This window comes from Desulfocicer vacuolatum DSM 3385, assembly GCF_900176365.1.
Taxonomy (GTDB): domain Bacteria; phylum Desulfobacterota; class Desulfobacteria; order Desulfobacterales; family Desulfobacteraceae; genus Desulfocicer; species Desulfocicer vacuolatum.
Map to the genome: position 1 here is coordinate 1 of NZ_FWXY01000011.1, position 16867 is coordinate 16867.

Below are 16867 nucleotides of genomic sequence, written 5' to 3' on the forward strand. Positions count from 1 at the left end.
AATCCCATAAAGATTTTGATTTGCTACAGGCTGAGGGAAAACATTTTGTATGCCGAATCAAAATCAAAACTACGCGAACTATCATCAAACAGAACTTTGTGCCGGAGGACACTCATATTTTTTATGATGCAGAAGTCCTACTTGGAACTCCAGGGGTAAATCAATCAGAGACACCAGTCCGAGTCGTTGGATATAAAATTGCAGGCTCAACATTTTACGTGGCAACTGATCGACATGATCTGACTGCCGAGCAAGTGGCAAAAATCTACAAGCTCAGGTGGGACATTGAGTCTTTTTTCAAATGGTGGAAAAAACATCTCAAAGTGTATCACTTAATTGCTCGCAGTGAGTATGGAGTCATGGTACAAATCCTTGGTGGGCTTATTTCATATCTACTCATGGCCATATATTGTCATGATAAATTCAATGAAAAAGTTTCCATCAAAAGAATCCGCCAACTGAGAAATGATATACAAAATGAGCTCAGATACCCTTTATCAGGCGATAGGGCTGTCAAAAAAAGGACCAAAAAAAAGAAAAAGAAGTCTGCAAAAACCTAACCGGACATCACTGATTCGGAGCAGCTAAAATACGGATTAATGCTTACAGGACAGAGCAGAGACGTATCCTGGGGATTTTATACGGCACAGATGACTTATCTTGTGGGGGTAGCTGCAGGTGGGGTTATGCTTGTATTACCTTATTATCTGCACAATTATAAAGCATTTGGAAAAATTACAATTTTGGGAGAATTTCTGGCCGTGGCATCCATCGTCATGTGTCTTTTATACCTTCTGGTTCATCTGGGGCAGCCCATGCGGGCTTTAAACGTATTTTTACATCCAACTCCGTGGTCCATGCTTTTTTGGGATGGCAATGTTTTGTTCGGATACCTTGTTTTAAACATTATTATTGGATGGAATGTACTTGACGCAGAACGCAACGATATTTCTCCACCCCCATGGATCAAACCGTTAATTTATCTGTCCATTCCCATGGCGTTTTCCATTCATACCGTTACAGCCTTTATCTATTGCGGGCTTCCGGGTAGAGGATTTTGGCTGACGGCTGTTCTGGCCCCAAGATTTCTGGCATCTGCTTTTGCAGCTGGCCCTGCCATTTTAATTTTGTTATGCATGTTCATTAAGAAAATGACGACATTTGATCCCGGCAAAGAAGCTATCCAAACCCTTGCCGTTATTGTAGGATATAGCCTGTTGGCCAATGTTTTTTTTCTTATGTGTGAGGTGTTTGTGGTCTTTTATTCGGGGATTCCATCTCATATGGATCACCTTAAATACCTTTATACGGGATTGCATGGCCATGGCCCTCTGGTGCCCTGGATGTGGACATCCATTTTGTGTATGCTTATTGCCATCGTTCTTCTGGTTATACCATCCACAAGAAAAAACAGTCGAGTTTTGTTTCTTTCCTGTATTCTTGTTTTTGCGGGAACCTGGATTGATAAAGGCCTTGGTATGATTGTGGGCGGTTTTGTACCCTCCTCACTGCATCATATCACAGCGTATGTCCCCAGCATACATGAATTAATTATCTCAGGAGGTGTGACAGCCATTGGGCTTTTAATTTTAACAATTTTGTTTAAAATTGCCATTAGCATCAAGGTGTACAATAAGCCGTCGAATGTACAAAAATAGGATCAGATTATCTTAATGGGTGTATATACAGATAAAATTTCAATAGCAAATTGTTATATATTCGGAACGCTGAATGGGTGCCAAATATAAATATGTTTATCCACTTATGAGTATAAAACCAATTAAAAATTGGTAGTTTGAAATATATTAAGCCATTATCAAGGTTCTTGTTGGTAGAGAAAGGTATTGATCATTTTCAATTATTATAAGACCATTTTTTTTTAAAGTTTCAAATTCATTATAGATTTGAAGCGTGTTTAGTTCAGGGCATTTGAGTTTGAAAAGATCATAAATTGTTGATATTTTACAAATCGAATCGCCGTAAAGAATAATTTCTTTTTGGATTTGGTTGAGAAAGTATTTCAAATTTTCACCACAGCGATTATCGTGGATCAATAGAAAATCTTTACCAAGTTTCATTTCAAGGACAGGCTTTGTTTCAATGTTATGGTGAAGCTCTGCCCACAAATTTATCGCATCATGTAAATCCTTGGTGTATTCCATGGCATCTTTTGTGCTTGAAGCGTAAAAGTTAAAATAGTAAAACAGGTCGGGTTCCAGCATGTCAAGGGGATAAACATATTGATAATTTTCACGGATATAGGTTTCTGTTATTCCGAATTTATCCGGTTCTGTGAACATGGGACTAAAGCGATGCAGCTCAATGAATTGCATTCTGAGCGGTGGGTCCAGATGGACTATGAATGGTACAAGAGCTGCCATTTTGGAATAATCGAGAGGTGTTTCCCCAGGCATGCCCCACAGAATCATATAACTCACCTTTATTCCCGCTTCACGACACCATTTTAAAAGTTGTATGTTTTTCAGATATTTAACTCCCTTTTGCATCAGTTTCAGTATATTGTCTGAAAAACTCTCTATTCCGGCATGGACGTAGACTACTTTGCCTCTTTTCAGTGCCATGACGTTTTTTTTGCTGATATCAGGTCTAATTTGATACCAAAGAGAATAATCCACATTCGTTTGGGCAATGGTTGGAAATAATATATCAAAATGTGAGTTGTTTATGTTGTTGTCACATGCTGAAAAATCGAGATTAACATAGGCCGTTGACAACGATTCCAATTCCGCAGTAACGCGAAGGGGGGATTTAAGTCTGTATTGCCTGGCCAGACCGTTGAATCCACAAAAAGAACAATTTTTTTTTTCCGCCCACCAACAGCCACGAGAACTCTCATAGGGCAGCGGCCGCATGGTTGGTAAATGGACACCCTCTCCATTCATGGCATTGCGTTGTTCAAAAAAATCACTGAAATCCGGCGTTGGGAGATCGTCTAATCTCTGGGTTACCGGAACGCGGTCCGGGCCTTTAACAAGGCCATTTTTGTATTGAGTCAATCCCGGTATTTTCATATCTGTTTTATTCTGGAGGATTCCATCCACTATATCTGCAATAATTTCATCTGCTTCGCCAATGAATATATGGTCTATGATATCCGGGTATTTTTGATGATGTGCGATGCCCATCTTTCCTGCCAGGCTCGGTCCGCCAAAAATGGTTTTGATTTCAGGTTGTATTTTTTTGATTCCTTTTGCCAGGGCCATACTTGCCAATACTTGATTATAGGTGCATGAAAAACCAATGGCAGGAATCTCTTTTTCCGTTATCAGGAGGGCCAGAGCGTTAATGAATTCAGGTATGTCAACATCTCGAATCCGGGAAAGGAATTCAACATAGTTTTTCCCCAGTTTGTGTTCAATGTGCTGCTGCCCAAGGGCTTGCAGGAAGTGATCAGATTTAATGCGCTCTTTGCCGTGGATATAGCATGAAAACAAGTGGTCAGATAGCTCAAAAAGGGAATGATCGTTTGAGAGGGAGTAGTATAATACAGGATCGACAGCATGATAAAATTGAAAATTCGGATAAATAATTTGTGAGCGATATCCAGAATTTTTCAGGATGCTTTGCAATAAAGAGGGGCCCAGAACGGGCGTATCCGGATATGCCCACGGCATTACTGCAAAAATGAAGTCTCCATTTTTTATTGACAGATTCATTGGATCTCCCTGTTTTTAAAGGTTGGAGCTGGGTCTGATGATATCTGCTGTTTTTGAATCCAAAAATTTGTCCAATGAAATGGTTATTACCGATGAAATTTGTAAAATTGTTTGCAGAAATGATTTTCTACTTTACTCTGGGGGCTGAAATGAGTTCTTTGCCTTGAAATTTAAATCCCCGTTTTATAAGCTTCTGACGCGTATTCAGATCCAACGCGGAGGCATTAGAACCACACCCTCCGCCACAGATGGCCAGCCAGGCATCCGGAGGCGTTTGTGGGTTCAATCCCAATTGTTTCATGAGTTCTGCTCGTGTCCTTAATTTACCATTCGGCATTACAATTGTGGCTTGTCGATTTATTCGCCTGATTTTTGTCTGCGCCAAACTTTCAATTGAAAAGCCAACTCCTCCTGCAACGCCTCCCATTGCAACCACGGCAGTTTTTTTTATAAAATTTCGGCGATCCTTTTTTTGTGACATATTCACCTCCCATAAAAAATGGTGAAAATCTGGTTCGGGGTGTGGAGTCCTCTGCCTCCACACGTTAAAGCCATTATTTCATGGGAACGCCAATAAGCTCGTTACCTTGAAATTTAAACCCCCTTTTCATAAGCCTTTCACGAGCCCTCATATCCAGGCCCGAGGCGTTGGAGCCACATCCGCCACCGCACCCTGCCAACCATGCATCCGGCGGTGTATTGGGATTAAATCCAAGTTGCCTCAGGATTTGTTTTCGAGTTTTTAAAGAACCATCTGGCATAACCATCCTGCGCTCTCCCCCCCTTTTTAGCATTTTGACATTTTTCATATCAACAGATTTAGCGTTTGCATTGATGGTTTTTATTGTTGTTCCTGCCAAAGCTTTGGATGAGATAAGCCCAATTCCTCCAATGACGCCCACAGTTGTAGCTGCGGTGGTTTTAATGAATTCCCGGCGATTTTTCTTTTCTGTCATTTTAATTCCCTCCCTGTTGGATTAATGTGTTGGATTGATAATCAATCCCCGCATTTTGCAGATAATCCCAACGTCTTGCCACTTCATCTGCCAATGCCAGCTCAAAAGTCCTCTGGAAATCATTACAGTAGGGTTTATTGGATGAAGATGTATTGTATTTTGCATATTGAGCACACCCTCCACCACAAATCAAAGCAAATTCGCACTCCAGGCACTCTTCGATATCTGAAACACTCCGGTTGAACCATTTTTTTACCACCGTTTGATTGAAAATTGGACCATCTTTCGACCGATAATGACCGATTTTGGAGTTTTCTTTACCGATGGATTCCCAGCAGACATAAATGTTCTGATCTGGAGCGAAAATATAATGCCCAAAATTAGCACCGCAATACGCTCCTTTCAGTGAAAATCGCTCCCCTTTTTCAAAAACAGCCGCGATGTCCTGGGCGATGTGAACAGCAGGAGCGCTTGTAAATACATTGTTGTAATTGTCGACCATCTGATCCAAATATGTTGAAATATCAGATGTTTGAAGATCTACACAAACCTTTCCACCATCATTTTTTCTGTAAAGCGTGTTGGCGTAAATGATCACTGCCTCATTATTGGTCCACCCCTCTTTTTCGAACAGACCAAGGACCGTTTTAAATTGATTAATATTCTGGGGGGATACATGGACTCTGATATCCACTTTTCCCCCCACTGCCAAGACTTTATGAATATTCTCAAAAATACGATCAAAAGAAGATGTCCCTCCGCGATGAATTCTTGTTTTATCATGAATGTGTCGGGGACCGTCAATGGTTACCTGAACCTTCCTGAGGGTGTTCATTTTTATTACCGGTAAAAAAGAATCCAAATGATGTCCGTTGGTTATGGCAACAAACCAATATCCCTTATCTGCTCCTAACTTAAAAATAGTATCTAAAAGTCTTTTGTTTTTAAAATCAAGAGGTTCTCCACCGTAAAGATTAATCATACCTCCTTGACTGGCTCCTGCATTTTTTTGTATGTTTTCAATGCATGAAAAAATGCGCGGAACCATTTCTGACGTCATTACCACGTTATTTTTATAATAATTAATGTTGCTTGATTTGTTATTGAGGTTTTTTTGAAGATGACGCTCAAAGCAATAGGTGCACCGGTAGTTGCAATCCATATTGGGGACAATCATGAAGTATGGGCGTTTTTTTTCCATTTCATGAAGTCCATGTCCAATTTCACTCACAAGCATTTTTTCTTCGTCATGAGTGCTTGTGGTGAGATGGCCTCTTTCAAGTAAAATTGAAAAGGTTTCATGGGGGAGTATCTTTTTTTCAAAAAAAGCCTGGCCACGAGGTGAGTTTTTAATCATTTCTTTAAAAAAAACAGCCAGTTCTGGTTGAATAATATCCAATGCCCCTGAGTAGCCATTCATAAGAACGATGTTTTGATCTGGCAGCGGATGAGAAAGAATGGTGAAGCTACTAAGTCGAATCATTTGTTAAATACCTCCTTCTCATTATTAGAGGGCTTTTTTAAAAAGCGTTCCTCGTATTTTTTATAAAAGAGATAAATGAAGCAATCATCCATTGAAATTGCAAATAATTTCATGAGTGTTGGCAAACGTGATCTAAAGGTGATGGCGGTGGAAAACAAAAAACTGCTGTCGAAGAAAAAAGAAGGTTTGATCCGCAGGGATATTCAAAATAGAATGAAAGAATCATATCGTTATTCTTCATGGGAGTCAATAAAAAATTACCTCCAGACCGATACCGTGTTGGACAGTAGCTGGCTTGGTGTATGGCGTTATTCCGCGGTTTTCCCAGCTTGCATGGATTTGGTTAATAACGTCTGTAAGGCAATTCTTACCTCGTTTTTCCCTGCATCATGGGCAGGCATCGTTATGCTCAACTTTTATATCGTTTGATTGTTTGAATTATTTTTATTTTTTTGTTAATATATTAAATTAATATTGATTCTTAGCCCTCTACTCTACATCGCTAATACCAGCAGATATACATCCATGTCTGACCATCAGACTCTTCATTGAAAAAAATTGAATCATTGAATCATGAATGTTTTTCATTTTGTATGTATAAGATTACATACAATTAAATTGTAAAATGGAAATGCGCATAACATTACCCATTGTTCCATCAAGGATATTTGCTTCCATCAAGGCTTGCCCGCTAATGATCAATGATTCTCTGATACCCTTTAATTAATCCCTGTCAGGGGAGGAAGTCCTTGCAAATGGCATCGTTACAACCGCAGACGGGAATTTCTGGGTTGTAAGTTATTATTCTCATTTTTTACATCATAAATCAGGGGGGCGAAATTCATGGAATTGAACCTCAGAATCAAATTTAAAAAAGCTGGGATTTTTACTGGGATTGCGGTTTTACTTTTAATCCTCATTGTTTTCCTTCCAAGGGATGTCAGGAGTGAAAACAACCAGATGATAAAGATGATAAAAATGATTATCCCGGAACCAGGCACAGAGGTCATTGCCAAAAAGCCAATAATAAAATGCCGTGTCGCACAAGCCGTTGATCGTGATACCCTGGTTGTGATACTTGATAACATGGACGTTACTGCAATAGTGATATTTACAGAGAAGGGGTTCCATGTAAAACCTGTTGCCATCCTTCCTTCCGGAGCCCACACCCTTATGATCAGTGGCGTTTCCACGGCTGGTGAGCGCTTTGAAGTATCTTTTGATTTTTCAAGTCGCCATTCAACTCTTTTTGATGAAGCATATTCAAACAACGAAGTGACGGCCTTATACGATAGGGTAATGGCTAAAAGCGACAACTTGGAGGGAGAACCTGATGGCAAAGTGGAAGCCAATCTTACAACGGACAATATATTGCAGACCAGCAAGTGGAGATTCCTATTGAATTCCAATATTCGATATTTTGACCAGAGCACCTCTGCCTTTCCTCCTCCATCCAAAGGTGTGGAGATTATCAATTACCTTCTCACCGCAAAATACCGGGGTAACGAACTTGATTTTACAGCAGCAACCGGCGATCTGCAGTTAAATGAAAGTGAAAACACCGTGGCTTATCTTTCACGAAGGGGAGGGCAACTTCTGCTGAAACACAAGAATTTTAATCTGAACAGCTTTGTTGTAAAGAGCGACCAGATATTTGGGTTTGACGGTGATTTAGGCCTTGAAGGAGACCTTGACGATCACATCATAGGGGTGTCAGGAGCGGTTAATCTTTTTTCCGACAAACTGCAACTTAAAACCGTATATGCAACGGGCAGCGAGCCGGGTGATGATTTTGGTTCCTGGTCAACAAGCGGTGATAAAAAAGGTAACGTCATCGGATTTATTATGGGATCTCATCTGCTGGATGACAGGGTGATACTTGATGCCGAACTTGATTTTTCCAGATATGATGCAGATACCCTGGATGAATTTGGTTCAGAATCGGATAAGGCTTACAGAATAGGGGGCGAGGCAAATATCGGAAATTATAGTTTGCGGGCCATATACAAATATACCGGCCCGGAATATCAGGTTGTGGGGAATCCGTCCATTCAAAAGGATTTACAGGGGATTTCAATCCAGGGAGGTACAACCCGTGAAAACCACGCCGTTACCTTCTCGTTTTCCCAATATCATGACAATGTCAAAAGCAATCCCCTCTATTCCAGAATCAAAACAATGGCGTTTGGAGGTGATTATAATTTCACGGGGTTCCAGGCATTTCCCATGGGAATCTCCTTTGAAAGAACAAGCTTAACAAGCTCCAGGGAACCTGAATTTACAGATCCCATTAGAACGTATACTGACACCCTTACAGGTCATATCGCCTATATTAGAGACAGGTTGAGCCTGGGGTTCCAGGCAGGATATGGATTCCAGGAAGACCGGATTTCAGACTTTAACGATACAACCAATATCAACCTGTCCCTTTCACCCTCCTACTCGTGGGATAGGCTTTCCATCTATCCAAGTTTCAGTTTTAACAGGTCCAGGGCTCATTTTACCCATGTGAATACAGACACCTATACGACGAATCTGTCCTTTAACGGCAACCTTATCCCGGAAAAAATGGCATGTGAATTCTCAGGTACCTACAATAAAACCACAGCGGATGACAACTCAACAGATATGGACACCATTAATGCAAGCACGAGAATAACCTATTTCTTTACCAACAAGTTCTGGATCATGACAAATCCTGCGGTTGCTCTGATGGCCCAATACAACCAAAGCAGGGATCGACTCTTTGACCAGGAAGAGGAAGAGTTCAGAATCCTTTTGTCATTCACAAACAACATCTCATTTTCATTTTAAGGGGGAGTGACATGAATATCAGACCACATCTGTATGTTTACGTTTCTGTCATTGCGCTGCTGCTTTTTATCTGTGCAAACCCGCTTTATGCCATTACCATCTCTTCAAGTCCTGTAAGACCAACCGTAAATCAACCGGTGACACTGACAATAACATCCACCTATACGGCAACCCCAAGCTGTGACATTCTTGTTGATTTTGGTGACGATTCAGGCCAGGTATCAGCCGGGACATGCTTTGTTACGCCATGCGTTCAGGTTTTGACCCACACCTATACAGTGCCTGGCCAGTACACCATTATTGCCGGAGAAAATGCAAATTTTTGCAGAGTCTCACCAGGAGGACCGAACCCGGCAACACTCCAGATAAATGTCCAGGCAGTCTGTGCCCCCATGTCAATAACAACGTCTTCCCCCCTTCCCCCGGGATCCGCGGGCCAGCCCTACACCGCCCAGATTAACATCTCGGGTGGATATCCCCCGGTATCCCTTTTCCAAATCTCCGGGGATCTCCCGCCGGGATTAAGCATGAATACCTCCGGCCGGATATCGGGTACCCCTTTAAGCGGCGGTACTTTTTCATTCACAATCATGGCCGAGGATGCCTGTCCCAACGGAAAGCAGTCTGCGCAGAGGACATTCAGTCTCTATATTGACCAGGCCGTCACCATGGGTGTTACCGTACTCCCGTCCTCATTCACCATTGGCCGGGGCGCACCAACCACAAAGTCCATCACCTTTACGATCTCTTCCTCTTCCCTTGGAAACGTGGAGTTAACCTCTTCCATAGGACTCTTTATGGCCGGTGAAAACGTGGTTGGAGAAATCCATTCACCACTTAATATTTCAATAACCAACGGGTCTGGAAGGATTACAGAAAGCATTTATATTCCCATTGCCGTGATAAAACGAACCGAAAATCTGGGGGTGGCAAAAATCGCTTATCAAAGAATATTTTCCGGCCAATCTCTTTCAGCAACCGCACGCAGTAACATCACCATCACAACGGATGCCGGTGCAGAATTCAGAATCTCGAGCACAAGACTCTTTTTTGAAAATAACCGTCCGGAAATAACCATTTCAAGTAACCAGCCTCTCCCGGAGTTGTACGCTGAGATCAGGCATACCGGTACAGGCCTGCTCAAAGGGTACTGGGAGGTGGACGGAAAAATATTTTCCAATGTATTCAAACATATTCCCAACGTTGACCGCACAATAATCACATCTCCATCCATGCCGTCTTTTCCAACCTTTGATCCTGGAACCCATGTGGTAAGATTCATCATAACCTCACCCCGGGAAAATATTGATTTTCCCAAAGTCATATACTTCGTAAAACCGGTGGCCCATACAAAACGGCTCCCCATCAAACTGGTCCTGCCGCAGGATAACTCAAGCCTTAAATTCACATCTGGTGAGTTTAAATGGGAGGAGACTAATGCTATTAAATCAACCACATACTTGATTGAATTCAGAAATATGATAAAGGAAAAAGCCATATTTTCTGCATACACTACAAAAAAGAGTTACCGGGTGTCAGATGATTTGTTAGAGAAATATTTCAAACCAAATCAAAACTATCTATGGAGTGTCATTGGTTTTGATTCTGACGATGAAATCCATGGCGTAAGCAACCCATTCAAGTTCTTTTTTATGCCTCGTAACAGCAAATAAGCCAGCATGTAAAATATTTTTGATTATAACATTATATTTCCCTATCAATAAAATTAATCAGTAATATTTATGAATACTAAGTAAATACTTGATCAAACAGAGGCCTTACTGGTAAATCATTATCCATGAATTACGATGCCCATGGTGACAAAAAGGAAAATGTCTCTGTCAGTATACAAAACACGCTATTTCTTGATCTGGAAATTATCCCCCAGGGGGACATTATCCAAATGGGGGCCATACGAGGGGATCATGTTTTTGAAAAAATAGGACGGTTTAATACACTCAATGCCCTTAAAGAATTGGATGCCTTTGCCCATGGGACATCCTATATTGCTGGCCATAATATTCTTTTTCATGATTTGCCTCTCATGGCTCAAAAGAATGCAAATTTGAACCTTTTTACAAAACTTGTCATGGATACCTTGTGGCTTTCTCCCCTTGCTTTTCCCCGGAATCCCTACCATGGACTGATAAAAGACTATAAACTGGTAAAGGAAAGTATTAATAATCCTGTTTCCGATGCCCGGCTTGCCGCCACCCTGCTCCGGGACCAGATGGATGCCTTTGCCGCCATGGACAGGGAGGTGTTATTGTTTTACCGGGTCTGTTTTCAGCATATGATTTTACCCGAATCCACCGGTTTTTTTCCAGCATTTACAACCCATTTGTTTTCCCGGCCGGGCAGGGGGCTTGGTGCATGTTTTGAACGATGCGGGGCAAAGGCCCTGATCACCCGGGATCGGGCCATGGATATTTTTCAGGATAAGACCCGGAATAAAGTGTGCCAAAGTACCTGGAAACATGTTTTTAAAGCCTTTTGGAAAAAATCGGATCAACGCTTCATTCTTGCCTACGCCTTGGCCTGGCTCCAGGTGGCCGGGGGAAATTCTGTGCTGCCTCCCTGGGTGAGAAAACAGTTTCCCTCCATTGTTTCTTTGCTGTCAAAACTTCGGGATGAGCCTTGTACAGACAAAAATTGTACCCATTGCCGGAACACTCATGATCCGGTGAAACACCTTACCCGATTTTTCGGATATCCAGGCTATCGAAAACTCCCCGACGGCACCCCCCTCCAGGAACAGATTGTGACCCATGGTCTGGCCGCAAAACCCTTGCTTGCCATTCTTCCCACCGGGGGCGGAAAATCCATCTGCTTTCAGATCCCGGCCCTGGCAGGTTATTTTAACACCGGCAGTCTCACCGTTGTGATCTCCCCTCTCCAGGCGCTCATGAAAGACCAGGTGGACAATTTAAATAAAAGCACCGGCGGCACGGCCGGGGCCACCATCAGCGGTTTGTTAACACCGCCGGAACGGGGCATGGTCATGGATCAGGTGGCCCTGGGGAACATTGGTATTCTTTATATATCTCCTGAACAGCTGCGTAACGGGTCGGTGAGAAAAATTTTAACCACCCGTCAGATTCGCTGCTGGGTGTTTGACGAAGCCCATTGTCTATCAAAATGGGGCCATGATTTCAGGCCTGATTATCTCTATGCTTCCCGGTTCATTCGGGAGTTTTCAATAAAGGAAAAATTGACCCCCACAGTGGCCTGTTTCACGGCCACGGCCCGGCAGGATGTGGTGGAAGAGATCATCAGCCACTTTAAGGATGAGCTCAACCTTGATTTGACGCTTTTCCAGGGTGGGGTGGAGCGTTCCAATCTTGATTTTGAAATCCACGCGGTGTCCTCCCACGAAAAACTTGACAGTGTTCACAATATATTAATAGAACGCCTGTCCCATGAAAGTGACGGCGCTGCCATTGTCTATTGTGCCACCCGGAAAAATACCCAGGCTGTTTCAGAATATCTTAACCAAAAAGGGTGGCACTCCGGATTTTTCCACGGGGCCATGACTCCGCCGGAAAAAAGAGAAATCCAGGAGGGCTTTATTTCCGGGGAATTGCCGGTGATTGCGGCCACCAACGCCTTTGGCATGGGCATTGATAAGGACAATGTTCGTCTGGTGATCCACTATGACATTCCCGGGTCCATGGAAAATTACATCCAGGAGGCAGGACGGGCCGGACGGGACAATAAAGATGCCCGATGTGTTCTTTTATATGATGAAAACGACATTGAAGCCCAGTTTCGTCTCAGCAGTGCCACCCGTCTCACCACAAGGGATATTGCCCAGATTTTAAAGGGAATTCAAAGGGCCCGGCGTAACCGGGAGGGCAATATTGTGGTCACGGCCGGGGAAATTTTGCGGGATAACCGTGTGGACACGGGATTTGATCTGTCAGACCACGACTATGAAACCCGGGTAAAAACAGCCGTGTCATGGCTGGAGCGGGGGGGATTTTTATCCCGGGAGGAAAATCGCACCTCGGTATTCCAGGGTAAGCCTAAATTTCATGACATGGATGAGGCGCTACAGCGCATCAATGCCTTGAATCTCTCTTCTTTGAATAGAAATATCTGGTCCTGCATTCTTTCTGCCCTGGTCAATGCACCTAATGATATGGGACTTAATGCCGATGAGATCTGTGAATCCCTGGGGCAAATTCCCCATTTGCCGGAAGAATTTAAAAATACCCGTAAAATTATTGCTGTGATGAACGACATGGCAGAGGCAGGGCTTATTGAGCGCAGCCTGATGCTGTCGGCCTGGGTGAAACAGACGGGTAAAGGCAATGCCACGGCTGTGCTTGGCCGGGTGTGTGCCGTGGAAAAGGCCATGCTGGAAGTGATGGCACAATCCCATCCCCATGCTGAAGTGAATGAAACCGTACACCTCACCTTCCGGGGCATGAATCAGCAAATCCTGGACATGGGGGTGGACGGTACCAGTGTGGAGCTCATTAAACAGCTCTTAAAAACCATGGCCAACGACGGTAAAGGATTTGGCCATTCCATTTCCAGTCTGGAACTTTCCTATGAAAATCGGGAAATGTGTCGTCTTCGGCTGCGCCGGGAATGGAACACCATGGCAAAGATCACCCAAAGACGTCATGATCTTGCCTGCCTCATCCTCCAGGCCATCAGGGATGCAGCCCCGGGTGGCGAAAAAAAACAAAAGGAGATATTGGTGCGATTTTCCTACGATTATATATCCCAGTATCTTTCCGGCAGTATTGCCACCATTGATATAAAACCCGGTAAAATGATGGCGGCCCTGGAGGCAGGGCTTTTGTTTCTCCATGATAACAAGGTGATCAGCCTGCAGCACGGCATGGCTGTGTTCCGCCAGGCCATGACCTTGAAAATGGGGAAAAATGATAAGGCCAAGCGTTATACCCGGTCCGATTTTGAACCGTTATCCCTGCATTATACCCAGCGCATCTTTCAGATTCATATCATGAATGCCTTTGCCCGCATGGGTACGGAAAAGCTCACCCAGGCATTGAATATGATTCTGGGTTATTTTTCCATGAACACCGAGGCCTTTATTAAAAAATTTTTTCCCGGTAAAAAAGGGATGCTCAAGATGGCCACCGGTGAAGCGTCTTTTAAAAACATCGTCTCCAGTTTAAAACATCCGGATCAGGAACGCATTGTCACAGCCGGTGCCCGGCGAAACCTTTTGGTGCTGGCAGGACCCGGTTCTGGAAAGACCCGCACCGTGGTTCACCGCTGTGCCTGGCTTTTACGGGTTAAACGGGTGAATCCCGGATCTGTACTGGTATTGTGCTATAATCACAGCGCTGCTGTCTTGGTGAAAAAAAGATTACTGGCCCTCATAGATCAGGATGCCCGGGGGGTATCGGTGATGACTTTTCATTCCCTTGCCATGCAGATCACCGGTAAAACACCGGGAATTACCATGGAGGGAGGCACTCGTATTTTCCCCGGGGGAAATTATGCCGGGGTCACGCAGCCGGAACAGTCCCTTGCCCGGTGGTTTGATACGGTTATCACCGAGGCAACGGATATACTGGCCGGGAAAAAAGAATTACCCGGCCTCGGTATGGATGAAATAAGGGAACGTATTCTGGCAGGATACGAATATATTCTGGTGGATGAGTACCAGGACATTGATCAGACCCAGTATGATCTTATTTCTGCTGTGGCAGGCAGAGGACTTGTAACGGATAAAAAACAAGGGGGGCTGGGTAAGCTTAACATCATGGCTGTGGGGGATGATGATCAGTCCATTTATGGATTTAGAAATGCCAGTGTTAAATTTATCCGCAAGTTTAAAGAAGATTATGCAGCTGAGGTATTCCATCTTACGGAAAATTTTCGTTCTGCTCCCTGCATCATGGCATTGGGTAACACCCTTATTGCCCATAACAGAGACCGCATGAAAACCGATCATCCCATGAAAATAAGTCCCCATCACCTGGCCCGGCGATCCAGGGGAAACGTGGTCTTTTTTGGGGTTTCCGATGTGATGGACCAGGCCCGGCAGCTGACAACGGCTTTAAAGATAATCATGGAAAGCAACCCCGGTCTGCCCCTGGAACAGATGGCTGTTTTGTCCAGAAACGGCATGAATCACTCCATGCTTCTATCGGTTCGCCGGGTGCTGGAAGAAGAAAATATTCCCATGAGTATTCCCCTTACCGGGGCCAGTCGGTTTTCTTTGTTCCGGGTCCGGGAGATCGAAAATTTCATGGCAGATCTTAATCAACATCCTGATATTTTTGCCCGCTCCTCTCAATTGCTGGGATGTTATTATGCCCGCTTGAGTATTAAACAGGTTTTCAAGCCTGAAAGGTCAAGTTCCATATCAACGGAAAAAGACTTTCTTTCATCCATGGCTGATAAATTTACCTGTGAAAATAAAAACCCCTGGCATCAGTTTATCGTGGATGGATTAACAGCCCTGGCCGCGGAAACCGGAGATGCTGAAATCAGCCTGTTCCAGGTTCACCATTTTTTTTCCCGGCTGATTCTGGAGCAGAAGCGGGAGCAGCGACTGGGGCGGGGCATTTTTCTTGGTACGGTTCACAGTGCCAAGGGCATGGAATTCTCCCATGTTTTTATTCTGGACGGAGGATGGGGCACCCCAAAAATCATGGCTGAAATGGAGGAAGAGCGACGGCTCTATTATGTGGCCATGACCCGGGCAAAGGAATGGCTGGGTCTTTTTTCCCTGAAGGGCAGCGGTAATCCCCATATAAATATCTTAAAGCGTGAAAATTGTTTTGATAATTGCCAGTTTGAGGCGATCCCCTCGCATCAAGGGATTGCCTCTGGTGTTTCCCACCACCCCGGTGCAGATCCTTTATATGAAATATCCCGCAAATCCGGGGCGTATTTCAAGTTTTGTGGTGGGCAGACCGGGGCCGGAATAAGGTCCGCCCGTGGCGGTGATAAAAAAATAATGCCGGAAAATATTCGGTATGACATTTTATCGCTGGGGGATATCTATCTGGACTATGCGGGAAGAAAATCATTGAATCATCCCATCCACAGGGCATTACAAGAACTCGTCCCCGGTGATGAACTTAAATTGCGGCACACCCCTGCCATGACTTTTTTGTGCACATTAAAAGGCGTGCCTGTGGCTGCCATGTCCCGGGAGGCCCGGCATCAATGGGCTCAAAAGCAGGATGAGGTCAAAGAAATAAAAATTATAGCCATGGTTCAACGGAAAAAAAACGATTGCCAGCCTGATTTTATTTCTAAGATTGCATGTGAAAAATGGGAAATTCCCATTGTGGAAATTCGTCTGAGCATTAAAATATTTCCAGGTGGGTAAATAGAATACGCCCGCCGATGAGAATCAGGAGTACGCCTCCGGCAACGGTCATGTGTTTACCAAACAATTTACCCAGACGGATCCCGAGTTTGGTGGACAGGAACGACATTGCCACTGTGACAACTCCAATCATAGCAGCGGGATACCAGATATTGATGTCAAGCATGGAAAGGCTTAGTCCCACTGCAAGGGCATCAATGCTGGTGGCCACACTGAGCATGACCATGGTCATACCCCGGGAGGGATCACCGACAGGATCATCTGTGCTATGGTCACTTCCTTCCTGAATCATTCTAATACCCACAATGCCAAGAAGGGCCATTGCAATCCAATGATCCACCGCCTTGAAGTGCGATGCAAAACCAATGCCCATGAACCAGCCCATGACAGGCATTAAAAATTGAAACAGTCCAAAATGAAATGACAATCTGAAAACTGCCCGTGCATCATTGGCAAACCCGGCTGCTGCCGCTGCAAGGGAAACCGCCGCTGCATCCATGGCAAGACCCACGGAAATGAGGATAATTTCAAAAAAAGTCATGGTCAATTCATTTTCCTTTATTTTGACAAAATTCAGGCAATGACATAACATAATAACCAAAAAACAACA

General features: G+C 43.9%; 10 protein-coding genes and 1 pseudogene. 6 read left to right on the forward strand and 5 right to left on the reverse strand.

What is annotated here, in order from left to right; translation table 11 throughout:
- Both B9A32_RS11035 and dsrP read left to right on the forward strand, forming a co-directional pair.
- On the forward strand, window positions 1-560 hold a 560-nt coding region (locus B9A32_RS11035; protein WP_232367020.1), incomplete at its 5' end, for a transposase.
- An 18-nt stretch (window positions 561-578) separates the two neighbouring features.
- A pseudogene (dsrP, locus tag B9A32_RS11040) lies at window positions 579-1658 on the forward strand (sulfate reduction electron transfer complex DsrMKJOP subunit DsrP); the annotation flags it as partial.
- Between the two features lie 147 nt (window positions 1659-1805).
- Here dsrP and B9A32_RS11045 read toward each other — a convergent pair.
- From B9A32_RS11045 to B9A32_RS11060, 4 genes are all read right to left on the reverse strand, one after another.
- Complete coding sequence (locus tag B9A32_RS11045) at window positions 1806-3677, reverse strand: RiPP maturation radical SAM C-methyltransferase (protein WP_084069399.1); 1872 nt, start codon at window positions 3675-3677, stop codon at window positions 1806-1808.
- Between the two features lie 127 nt (window positions 3678-3804).
- The gene (locus B9A32_RS11050; protein ID WP_084069400.1) at window positions 3805-4158 is read right to left on the reverse strand and encodes a twin-arginine translocation signal domain-containing protein; all 354 of its coding nucleotides are present in this window, start codon (window positions 4156-4158) and stop codon (window positions 3805-3807) included.
- 73 nt (window positions 4159-4231) lie between these two features.
- Window positions 4232-4633, reverse strand: coding sequence for a twin-arginine translocation signal domain-containing protein (locus B9A32_RS11055; RefSeq protein WP_084069402.1), 402 nt, complete (start codon window positions 4631-4633; stop codon window positions 4232-4234).
- Window position 4634: 1 nt separating this feature from the next.
- Window positions 4635-6116: a radical SAM/SPASM domain-containing protein gene (locus B9A32_RS11060; RefSeq protein ID WP_084069404.1), complete on the reverse strand. Its 1482-nt coding sequence runs from the start codon at window positions 6114-6116 to the stop codon at window positions 4635-4637.
- 111 nt (window positions 6117-6227) lie between these two features.
- Between B9A32_RS11060 and B9A32_RS11065 the strand changes: the two genes are divergently transcribed.
- The 4 genes from B9A32_RS11065 to B9A32_RS11080 all read left to right on the forward strand — a co-directional run bounded on the left by B9A32_RS11065 (window position 6228) and on the right by B9A32_RS11080 (window position 16257).
- A complete protein-coding gene (locus tag B9A32_RS11065) occupies window positions 6228-6545 on the forward strand; it encodes a hypothetical protein (RefSeq protein WP_212637897.1) in 318 nt (105 codons plus the stop codon).
- 531 nt (window positions 6546-7076) lie between these two features.
- Window positions 7077-8930 carry a hypothetical protein gene (locus B9A32_RS11070; protein WP_139795799.1) on the forward strand — a complete coding sequence of 618 codons (1854 nt, stop codon included), beginning with the start codon at window positions 7077-7079 and terminating at the stop codon, window positions 8928-8930.
- Window positions 8931-8941: 11 nt separating this feature from the next.
- On the forward strand, window positions 8942-10603 hold the full coding sequence (locus tag B9A32_RS11075; protein WP_084069410.1) for a putative Ig domain-containing protein: 1662 nt from the start codon (window positions 8942-8944) through the stop codon (window positions 10601-10603).
- 125 nt (window positions 10604-10728) lie between these two features.
- Window positions 10729-16257, forward strand: a complete 5529-nt coding sequence (locus B9A32_RS11080; RefSeq protein ID WP_084069412.1) for a RecQ family ATP-dependent DNA helicase — start codon at window positions 10729-10731, stop codon at window positions 16255-16257.
- On the opposite strand, the gene B9A32_RS11085 is transcribed toward B9A32_RS11080, so the two are convergent.
- Window positions 16235-16798, reverse strand: a complete 564-nt coding sequence (locus tag B9A32_RS11085; RefSeq protein ID WP_084069591.1) for a manganese efflux pump MntP — start codon at window positions 16796-16798, stop codon at window positions 16235-16237. The two genes, B9A32_RS11080 and B9A32_RS11085, sit on opposite strands and share 23 nt — an antisense overlap.
- Between the last annotated feature and the right edge of the window lie 69 nt (window positions 16799-16867).

Excerpts from the sequence above, each read along its gene's own strand:
- B9A32_RS11075 (WP_084069410.1), top strand. The coding sequence starts at position 8,942 with ATGAATATCAGACCACATCTGTATGTTTACGTTTCTGTCATTGCGCTG.
- B9A32_RS11070 (WP_139795799.1), top strand. The coding sequence starts at position 7,077 with ATGATAAAGATGATAAAAATGATTATCCCGGAACCAGGCACAGAGGTC.
- B9A32_RS11050 (WP_084069400.1), bottom strand. The coding sequence starts at position 4,158 with ATGTCACAAAAAAAGGATCGCCGAAATTTTATAAAAAAAACTGCCGTG.
- B9A32_RS11080 (WP_084069412.1), top strand. The coding sequence starts at position 10,729 with ATGAATTACGATGCCCATGGTGACAAAAAGGAAAATGTCTCTGTCAGT.
- B9A32_RS11055 (WP_084069402.1), bottom strand. The coding sequence starts at position 4,633 with ATGACAGAAAAGAAAAATCGCCGGGAATTCATTAAAACCACCGCAGCT.
- B9A32_RS11045 (WP_084069399.1), bottom strand. The coding sequence starts at position 3,677 with ATGAATCTGTCAATAAAAAATGGAGACTTCATTTTTGCAGTAATGCCG.
- B9A32_RS11085 (WP_084069591.1), bottom strand. The coding sequence starts at position 16,798 with ATGACTTTTTTTGAAATTATCCTCATTTCCGTGGGTCTTGCCATGGAT.
- B9A32_RS11060 (WP_084069404.1), bottom strand. The coding sequence starts at position 6,116 with ATGATTCGACTTAGTAGCTTCACCATTCTTTCTCATCCGCTGCCAGAT.
- B9A32_RS11065 (WP_212637897.1), top strand. The coding sequence starts at position 6,228 with ATGAGTGTTGGCAAACGTGATCTAAAGGTGATGGCGGTGGAAAACAAA.